At 70.8% G+C, this 8,235-nt stretch carries 11 protein-coding genes and 1 pseudogene; 5 read left to right on the forward strand and 7 right to left on the reverse strand.

The window, feature by feature from the left end:
- A pseudogene (locus Q0C12_RS14150) lies at positions 1-457 on the reverse strand (hypothetical protein); the annotation flags it as partial.
- Between the two features lie 274 nt (positions 458-731).
- Here Q0C12_RS14150 and Q0C12_RS14155 point away from each other — a divergent pair.
- Complete coding sequence (locus Q0C12_RS14155) at positions 732-1,721, forward strand: tripartite tricarboxylate transporter substrate binding protein (RefSeq protein WP_290891299.1); 990 nt, start codon at positions 732-734, stop codon at positions 1,719-1,721.
- On the forward strand, positions 1,718-2,887 hold the full coding sequence (locus Q0C12_RS14160) for an AI-2E family transporter (RefSeq protein ID WP_290891301.1): 1,170 nt from the start codon (positions 1,718-1,720) through the stop codon (positions 2,885-2,887). Before Q0C12_RS14155 ends, Q0C12_RS14160 begins: the two co-directional genes overlap by 4 nt.
- 30 nt (positions 2,888-2,917) lie before the next feature.
- Here the strand turns inward: Q0C12_RS14160 and Q0C12_RS14165 are convergent, their stop codons facing one another.
- A complete protein-coding gene (locus tag Q0C12_RS14165; RefSeq protein ID WP_343212468.1) occupies positions 2,918-3,070 on the reverse strand; it encodes a DUF3309 family protein in 153 nt (50 codons plus the stop codon).
- A 386-nt stretch (positions 3,071-3,456) separates the two neighbouring features.
- Here Q0C12_RS14165 and Q0C12_RS14170 point away from each other — a divergent pair, with 386 nt between their 5' ends.
- Positions 3,457-3,861, forward strand: coding sequence for a hypothetical protein (locus Q0C12_RS14170; RefSeq protein ID WP_290891305.1), 405 nt, complete (start codon positions 3,457-3,459; stop codon positions 3,859-3,861).
- A 41-nt stretch (positions 3,862-3,902) separates the two neighbouring features.
- On the opposite strand, the gene Q0C12_RS14175 is transcribed toward Q0C12_RS14170, so the two are convergent.
- On the reverse strand, positions 3,903-4,706 hold the full coding sequence (locus tag Q0C12_RS14175) for a Crp/Fnr family transcriptional regulator (protein ID WP_290891307.1): 804 nt from the start codon (positions 4,704-4,706) through the stop codon (positions 3,903-3,905).
- A 157-nt stretch (positions 4,707-4,863) separates the two neighbouring features.
- On the opposite strand from Q0C12_RS14175, the gene Q0C12_RS14180 reads away from it, so the two are divergent.
- Together Q0C12_RS14180 and Q0C12_RS14185 are read left to right on the forward strand one after the other, a co-directional pair.
- The gene (locus tag Q0C12_RS14180) at positions 4,864-5,097 is read left to right on the forward strand and encodes a CsbD family protein (protein ID WP_290891309.1); all 234 of its coding nucleotides are present in this window, start codon (positions 4,864-4,866) and stop codon (positions 5,095-5,097) included.
- Positions 5,098-5,123: 26 nt separating this feature from the next.
- Entirely contained in the window at positions 5,124-5,345 is a 222-nt protein-coding gene (locus Q0C12_RS14185) for a hypothetical protein (protein ID WP_290891311.1), read from the forward strand.
- 92 nt (positions 5,346-5,437) lie between these two features.
- Here Q0C12_RS14185 and Q0C12_RS14190 read toward each other — a convergent pair whose 3' ends face one another.
- The 4 genes from Q0C12_RS14190 to Q0C12_RS14205 all read right to left on the reverse strand — a co-directional run.
- Entirely contained in the window at positions 5,438-6,160 is a 723-nt protein-coding gene (locus Q0C12_RS14190; protein WP_290891313.1) for a hemolysin III family protein, read from the reverse strand.
- Between the two features lie 38 nt (positions 6,161-6,198).
- Positions 6,199-6,837 carry a response regulator gene (locus Q0C12_RS14195; RefSeq protein WP_290891315.1) on the reverse strand — a complete coding sequence of 213 codons (639 nt, stop codon included), beginning with the start codon at positions 6,835-6,837 and terminating at the stop codon, positions 6,199-6,201.
- A gap of 333 nt (positions 6,838-7,170) precedes the next feature.
- A complete protein-coding gene (locus Q0C12_RS14200; protein ID WP_290891317.1) occupies positions 7,171-7,806 on the reverse strand; it encodes a PAS domain-containing protein in 636 nt (211 codons plus the stop codon).
- Between the two features lie 57 nt (positions 7,807-7,863).
- Positions 7,864-8,235, reverse strand: a 372-nt coding sequence (locus Q0C12_RS14205) for a PAS domain-containing protein (protein ID WP_290891319.1), incomplete at its 5' end; no start/stop codon positions are given.

Below are 8,235 nucleotides of genomic sequence, written 5' to 3' on the forward strand. Positions count from 1 at the left end.
CGAAGCGGGCGTCGAAGGCGGTGCGCAGTGCGGCCAGTTCGGCGCGCGCCTGTTCGGCGGCCGGGCCGGGCAGGTAGTCGATGCGCTGCAGCTCGGCCAGCGCGTTGGACAACACGCGCAGGCCGCGGCGGGCGCTCGCCTCGGGCTCGGTGACCCAGCGGGCGGCGCCGGCGCGGGCCCCGTGCTGCCATGCGGCGTAGGCCTCGCCGCGGTCGAAGAGGGCGGCGAACTCGCGCTGCTGCGCCTCGTCGCGTGCCGCCGTGCGCAGCAGCGTGGCGCTGCCGCCGTGCGCGCGCACCTCGTCGGCCAGTGGCTCGAACAGCGCCTCGTGCGCGGTGGGCAGCAGGTAGGCCCCGTCGCGCAGCGCGCCGCAGCCGAGCCCCTTCAGCGCCCGCCAGATGCGCAGGCGCACGGCGTTGGGCTGGGTCGGCAGCGTGAGCAGGAGCAGGGACCACATGGATGTAGCTTAGCCTACGGGATATGAAATATCTACTACGTCACTCATCCGACGGCTTGTGGCCGTGCATCCCCGCGCGCGACCGCTCTGGGCGTCGCCGGGCCGGTTGCGGTCGAGGTTCGACGACGCCGTGGCGCTCGCGCTCCGGTGCGCCTCGCGGCGACGGCGCCGTAGCATCGGGCCCTCTCGACGCCACGGCATCGGGTGGAATCACCGGCCGACGCACGACCCGGACGCGGCGCCGCCCGGACACGAAACTCGGAGACAACGCGCGATGAAACCCTTGCCCAGAAGAAGCCTGCCCGCCCGTTTGATGCTGCCGCTGCTGCTGGCCGCCGCCGGCCTGCCCGCGGCGGCCCAGGGCACCTGGCCGGACAAGCCGCTGACGATGATCGTGCCCTTCCCGCCGGGCGGCGTGGCCGACACGGTGGCGCGGCCGGTGGCCGAGGCGCTTTCGCGCGAGCTGAAGCAGCCGGTGGTGGTGCAGAACCGTGCCGGCGCCGGCGGTGCGCTGGGCATCGGCGAGGCCTCGAAGGCGGCGGCCGACGGGTACACGCTGCTGCTCTCGCTGAGCTCGATCTCGATCCTGCCCGAGGCCGACGTGGTCTACGGGCGCAAGCCCGTCTACACGCTCGACCAGTTCGTGCCCATCGCCCGCTTCACCGCCGACCCGACGGTGCTGGTGGTGCGCGCCGATGCGCCGTGGAAGACGCTCGCCGAGTTCCTCGAGGCGATGAAGAAAAAGCCCGGCGGCTTCAACTACGGCAGCTCGGGCAACTACGGCACCATGCACGTGCCGATGGAGATGCTGAAGTCGAGCGCCGGCTTCCGCATGGTCCACATCCCCTACACGGGCGCCGGGCCGGCGGTGCTGGCGCTGCTGGGCGGGCAGGTGGATGCGGTGGCCAGCGGCCCGGCCACCGTGGTGGCGCACATCAAGGCGGGCAAGCTGCGCGCGCTGGCGCACTGGGGCGACAAGCCGCTCGCCTCGTTGCCCGAGGTGCCGAGCCTCAGGCAGGCGGGGCAGCCGGTGCAGTTTGCGCAGTGGTCGGCGCTCTTCGTGCAGGCGGGCACGCCGCCGGCGGTGGTGCAGCGCCTGCGCGAGGCGGCGCGCAAGGTGGCTGCCGACCCCGCGGTGGTGGGCACCATCGGCCGGGCCGGCAGCCCGATCGAGTATCTTGATGCGCCCGATTTCACCGCCTACTGGGCGGCCGACGCGAAGGTGATGACCGAGGCCGTGCGGAAGATCGGAAAGCTCGATTGAACCCGAGCCTGCAGCCTCCGGGCGCGAAGGAGGGCGCAGGGAGAGCCGGCGCCGAAGCGGAGGTCAAGGGCGCCGAGGCTGCCGAGGCCGCCGCTGCCGCCGAGGTGCCCGCCTCGCCCTTCGCGGCGCGGGTCACGATGGCGCTGCTGCTGGTGGCCAGCTGTCTCGGCCTGGCGTGGATCCTGGTCCCGTTCTACGCCGCCATCCTGTGGGGCGTCATCATCGCCACGATGTCGTCGCCGTTGTACGCGCGCCTGCTGCCGCGCCTGAAGCAGCGGCGCAACCTGACGGCGGCCCTGGTGCTGATGGTGGTGCTCGTGGCTGGCGTCTTCCCGCTGGCCCTGCTGAGTGCCTCGCTGGCGCGCGAGGCGACGCAGATCTACGAGCTCATCGACTCCGGTGCCTGGGATCCCGCGGTCTACATCCGCGGCCTCTTCGACGCGCTGCCGGCGTGGCTCGGGGCGCTGTTCGACCGCTTCGGCCTGGTGGACTTCGACACGCTGCAGCGCCGCCTCGTCGCCGCCGCCGCACAGGGCACGCAGGCCATCGCGTCGCAGGCCCTGGCCATCGGGCTGGACACGTTCGACTTCGTGATGAGCCTGTTCATCGCGCTGTACCTGGCATTCTTCCTGGTCCGCGATGGCAGCGGCCTGGCGCGCACGGTCGGCAGTGCCATCCCGCTGGCCGCGGTGCACAAGCGCGAGCTCATCGCCAAGTTCGTGGCCGTGGTGCGCGCCACCATCAAGGGCAGCCTGCTGGTGGCCGCCATCCAGGGCGCGCTCGGTGGCCTCGCCTTCTGGGCGCTGGGCGTGGGCGGCGCCTTGATCTGGGGCGTGGTCATGGCCTTTCTGGCCCTCGTGCCGCTGGTCGGCGCGACCTTGGTGTGGCTGCCCGTGGCCGCCTACTTCCTGCTCGTCGGCGCCTTCTGGAAGGCCGGGGCGCTGCTGGTCTTCGGGGCGCTCGTCATCGGCTCGATCGACAACCTGCTGCGTCCCATGCTCGTGGGCCGCGACACGCGCCTGCCGGACTACGTGGTGATGATCACCACGCTGGGCGGCATCTCGGTGTTCGGCATCAACGGCGTCGTCATCGGCCCGGCCATCGCGGCCATGTTCGTGGCCGTGTGGCACATCGTCATGGAAGCTCCGCCGGCCGGCAAGCCGTAGCGGCGCTTCGGAGCGGTGCCGGGCGGCCCGCTACAGCCGTCCCATCAGCAGGAGCACGATCACGATCAGCAGCACCACGCCCAGCACGCCGCTGGGCGCGTAGCCCCAGCTCCTGCTGTGCGGCCAAGTGGGAATCACGCCGACAAGCATGAGGATCAAGACGATCAGCAGGATGGTTCCCAAGCCCATGGCAAATGCTCCTTGAAGTGTTGTCTGCGAAGTCACGCTCGGGGCGGCACGACCACGGCGTTCAATCTAGGTACATCGCGCATGGTGTTCTGTGCGCTGCCGAACACAGCGGGCGACGTGGCCAACGCGCCGGCGCGAAAGGGCCCTGGACCATTGAGCCCGCGCAACGCCGCGCGCGAACCTCGGTTCAGCATCTCGTCGCGACGCGCTCATCCATTCGGAAGTGGCATCGCGAACGCCGCGCCGTTTCGCGCGGGCAGAGTGCGAAGGGAATGGAAGTGATGCGATCTCCCACAAGACACCCGCGTGCAACGCGGAATGCGGCGGCATGGCTGCTCGCCGCCGCCTGTGGCTTGGCCGTGGCGACGCCCGCCTGGTCGATGCAGGCAGGCAAGACGGCGCAAGGCTACGAGTTCACCACCGGCGGTGTCTCGACCGAGGAGCTGGTTTCGCTGCACGCGGAGCGTGCCAAGTTCAACCTGTGGATCGTGACGGCCGCACTCGGCTCGGGTGCTCACCTGGCCGACGTGCGCGTCGTCATCCGCGACCAGGGTGGCAAGGTGGCCTTCGAGGGCAACCTGCACGGCCCGTGGCTCTTCATCAGCCTGCCGCTGGGGCGCTACGAGATCGAGGCCTCGATCGGCAACGAAAAGCACAAGAGCGTCACGACGATCCACCAGGGCGACCTGCACCAGGCCTTCTTCTACTTCGCGACCGGCGACGGGCTGTCGCCGGGGAACCGGTCGCCGTTCCCGGGCAGCCCATACGCCGGGAAGAAGCCTTGAGGGCTTGAGGGCCCGACGGCCGCGGCGCGGCCGTCGTGGCCTCACGCGACGGCCGACTCCGGCCGCAGGCGCCGGCACTCCTTGGCGACGACCGCATAACACTCGCAGGTGCGCTGGGCGAGACGAGGCCGGTCGAGGACGGCCACGTGCCCGCGCGAGCAAGCGACCACGCCATCGTCCTGCAGGCGGCCCAGGACCTCGGTCACGCCTTCGCGGCGCGCGCCCAGCATGCAGGCGACGAGCCCATGCGTGATGGCCATGTCGGCGCCGCCGCGGTCCGCGCTCATCAGGAGCCAACGGCACACCCGCTGTTCGAGTGAGTGGTGGCGGCTGCACACGGCCGTTTGCCCCACCTGTGCGATGCGCTCCATGGCACTGCGCAGCAGCAGGCGCTGCGCCGGGCCGGGCTGGGCCAGCGCCTCCTCGATGAGGTCGGCGGGTGCGCGGTAGGCCACCCCGGCGGCCCGCACCTCGGCGCGCAGCGGCGTGGAGCCGCCGCCCAGGATCAGGGCCATGCCGACCATGCTGTCGTTGCCGACCACGGCGACTTCCATCGAATGGCCGTCTTCGGTGCCGGACAGCATGGCGACGATGGCGGAGGTGGGGAAGTACACGTGCCGCTCCGTCACGCCAGGCCGCGCGACGACCTGGCCCAGCGCGAGGTCGACCCTCGCCAACTGCGGCAGCCACTTCCGCAGCGCGTCATCGGGCAGCGCGGCAAGGACCTGATTGGACCGCGGATCGTCGTGCGCCTTCATCTCCCAACTCCTTCTGCTGGCCCCGCGGTGCGGGTCGGAGCGCCGCTTGTAGGGCGCCGCCACCACCTCGGAAATGAGCCAGATCAATGCGGGCGATTCGAGGCGGCTGTGTGCGCGAGCGCACAGACCGTGGCCGACCCGATGCCTAGATTCCCTTCGCCATCGAAACGGCTGGTGCATTCGGCCGACGCGGTGGTGCCGTGCGCAATGGTGCGCTGGCGTTCGTTCAACGGAGGCGAAGCACATGAACTGGGATCAGATCAAGGGCAACTGGAAGCAGGTGACCGGCAAGGCCAAGGAGCAGTGGGGCAAGCTCACCGACGACGACCTCGACGTCGTCGCGGGCCGCCGCGAGCAGCTCGCAGGCAAGATCCAGGAGCGCTACGGCGTTGCCAAGGAAGAGGCCGAAAGCCAGATCGTCGCCTGGGAGCGCAAGGCGAGCGACGCCTGGTTCAGCACCAAGAAGCCCGGCGCCTGAGTGCGCTGCGAGTCGGGAGACGAGCCGTGAACGGATCTAAAGTGGTCGCCCTCGTGCTGATCGTCGCCGGTGTCCTGGCGCTGATGTACGGTGGGTTCAGCTACACCAAGGACACGCAGAAGGCCAAGCTGGGGCCGATCGAGCTTTCCGTGAAGGAGCGCGAAACGGTGAACGTGCCGGTCTGGGCCGGCGTCGGTGCCATCGTCATCGGCGGCCTGCTCTTCGCCTTCGGCGGCAGCCGGCGATAGGGCCGTTGCGGGAACCCACGCACCCACGCACCCGCGCGCCAGCTTCGCGCGCGGTGGCCGTCGCCCCCTCGGGGCGTCGCGGGCCGCGCCGATCACGGCACCGGAATGGCGTACCAGAGGGCGGCGAGAAAGTGGCAGGCGCTCCCGCCCATGACGAACAGGTGCCAGACGAAGTGCACGTACCGGCCTCGCGAGTCGAACAGGTAGACCAGCGCCCCGGCGGTGTACGACACGCCACCGGCCACCAGCCAGGCGATGCCGTTGGCCGGCATGCGCTCGACCAACGGCACGATGGCCACCAGCACCATCCAGCCCATGGCCACGTACAGGCCCGTGGACCACAGCGGATGCTTGAGCCGGTTCAGCAGCTTGGCCGCCATGCCCAGCACGGCCGCGCACCAGAGCACACCGAAGAGCGACCAGCCCCAGGCGCCGCGCAACTGGCCGAACAGGAAGGGCGTGTAGCTGCCGGCGATGAAGAGGTAGATCGAGGCGTGGTCGAGCCGGTGCAGCCGCTGCTTGGCGATGCCGTGGGGCAGGGCGTGGTAGAGCGTCGAGACCGCGTACAGCCACAACATCGACACGGCAAAGAGGCTGGCCGCGACGACGTCGGCCGCACGGCCGTGCCGCCAGGCCGAGCCGACGAGCACGGGCAGCGCGATCACCGACAGCGCGATGGCGATGCCGTGGCTGGCTGCGTTGGCGAGTTCCTCGCCGCGGGTCTGCAGGCGCGGTGCCGAGCGTGGGCGAGGGCGCGGGGCTGGCGGCGCTGCATCGGCGCGCCCCGACGCGGATGCGAACGGTGTCGAACTCATGCGCTGTGGGTTCCCTGGGGAGTGAACGTCCAGGTGCTCTAGCGCGTTTCGGCGCCGGTGGCCCAGTGGGCGGGTCGGCCGGTGGCCGCCGTCACTGCAGACCCAGGATGCCCGGCGTCAGCGGTGGCGAGCCAGGCACCCGCGGTGACGCTCCAGCGCCGCAGGCAATCGAGCAGTGCCTGCTCTTCGCAGGGCTTTTGCAGCACGCCGTCGAACTCGCATGCCTGCAGTCGCTGTGCATCGAGCTGGGTGCTGGCGGTGAAGGCCACGATCGGCAGTCGCGCACGGCCGAGTTCGCGCTCGAGCCGCCTGATCTGGCGGGTCGCCCCGAAGCCGTCGAGCAGCGGCATCTGCAGGTCCATGAGCACGAGGTCCAGGGGGAGCTCGAGCGCCAGCGCCACGGCCTCGGCACCATCCGCCGCCAGCAGCGGCGTGATGCCTCGGTCCTCGAGCATCGCCGTGGCCAGCAAGAGATTGACGGGGTTGTCGTCGACGACCAGGATGCCGGGCGGCCGCGGTGGCCCGCTGGCGCCCGGGCGCTGCCCGGGGAGAAGCGCATGCGGCTCGGTGGGCCGACGGTCGGGATCGTCGGCCTCCGTTGCTATCCAGGCGTGCAACTGCCGCAGGTGGCGCCCGATCCAGCCGGGCGCCGCCACAGGTTCGCTCGTGGAGGCCATGACTTGCCTAGCGCTAGAACGGATGGGATATCGTGGGCCCGCGCTTGGACTCCGTCCGTGCGCTGGCGAACAGAGGCCCTGTCGTCCGGGCCTGAATCGATGACACCCGCCTCGAACCCTCGCCTGAACCACCTGCTCGCGGGGTTGCCGCGCGAGGATCGGCGCGAGGGCGCCACCGAGGCCGCCCTCAAGCTGCAGCGCGCCGGTGTGATCCGCTACGCGCGCGGGCACACCTCGGCGCTCGACCGCGGGGCGCTGGAGCGCCGCGCCTGCGAGTGCTATGGGGTGGTGCGCAGGGAATTACCTGCGCCTGCTGCCCGACCGGGTCGCGAGCTAGCGGACCCGGCCGCCGGCCACCGCGTCGCCGGCGCGCGACAGCACGAGCAGGAACTGCTGGCCGGCCGCGGCCGGCTCGGCGGCGATGTGCGCCTGCACGAGGTGCTGCACGCCTTCCTTCGCGATGAGGTGCAGCGTCGGCAGGGCCACGGCCTTGCCTTCGGCGGTGTGCGTCAAGCCCTGGCGCACCGCGCGTTGGCACTCCGGCGTCAGATAGGCGTCGAGTGCCTGGCCGATGGCCTCATCGCGGCCGACGCCGAGCATGGTGGCGCCCGTGCGGTTGAGGTCGTGCACGACGAGCGCGCGGTCGACGGTGAAACAACCCACCGGCAAGGCATCGTAGCGGTCGATCTGCCGTTGCAGCGCGGTCTCGAGCTCGGCGCGTGACTCGCTCAGGGCCTCGGCCTGCAGGTCGACCTCGACCTGGTGCACTTGCAACTCGTGCAGCAACGCCAGCGCGTCGGCGGCCGTTTCTGGCGAGGCCGCCAGGTCGTGCAGGACCGCCAGCGCGCCGGAGGCACTGACCGGCTCGCCCTGCGCACCGACGATGCCGCCCAGCCGCGAGGCCGCCCGCAGGCGCAGGTCCGCAAGGTGTTGCGGCGTGATCGGCGTGATGGGGGGGGCGTTGCGCACGGCAGGCATGGCGGGCTCTCTGCAGCAAGGCTGCGGCCGGCCCACTCTACGCCTTATCTAGGGCTTGCGCAGGCGCGACTCGAGCTCTTTCGCGATCGTGATGTCGACGAAGGTGATCACCGCGCCCTGGATGATGTTGGCCAGCGTCCGGTACGGCATGATGCGCACCGAGTACCAGCGCCCGTCGGTGGTGGCGATCTGCTTCTCGCAGAACGCCAGCGTGCGCAGCGTCTCCTGCACGTCGGCGAACAGCTCCGGGTAGACCAGCGTCGTGGCCAGCTCGCTCAGCGGCCGGCCGATGTCGCCCTCCCGCAGGTGCACCACGCGCGCGATCTTCTCGGTGAAGCGGCGCACGTTGAGGTGGTTGTCGAGGAACAGCGTGGCGATCTCGGTGCTGTTGAGCAGGTTCTGCATGTCGCTTTGCGCGAG

Origin of the sequence: Arenimonas sp. (assembly GCF_022842045.1) — a bacterium.
Classification (GTDB): domain Bacteria; phylum Pseudomonadota; class Gammaproteobacteria; order Xanthomonadales; family Xanthomonadaceae; genus Arenimonas.

What these genes read in the sequence shown, in the direction of transcription:
- Q0C12_RS14155 (WP_290891299.1), top strand. Translation starts at nt 732, where the DNA reads ATGAAACCCTTGCCCAGAAGAAGCCTGCCCGCCCGTTTGATGCTGCCG.
- Q0C12_RS14180 (WP_290891309.1), top strand. Translation starts at nt 4,864, where the DNA reads ATGAACTGGGATCAGATCAAGGGCAACTGGAAGCAGGTGACCGGCAAG.
- Q0C12_RS14170 (WP_290891305.1), top strand. Translation starts at nt 3,457, where the DNA reads ATGCAGGCAGGCAAGACGGCGCAAGGCTACGAGTTCACCACCGGCGGT.
- Q0C12_RS14195 (WP_290891315.1), bottom strand. Translation starts at nt 6,837, where the DNA reads ATGGCCTCCACGAGCGAACCTGTGGCGGCGCCCGGCTGGATCGGGCGC.
- Q0C12_RS14190 (WP_290891313.1), bottom strand. Translation starts at nt 6,160, where the DNA reads ATGAGTTCGACACCGTTCGCATCCGCGTCGGGGCGCGCCGATGCAGCG.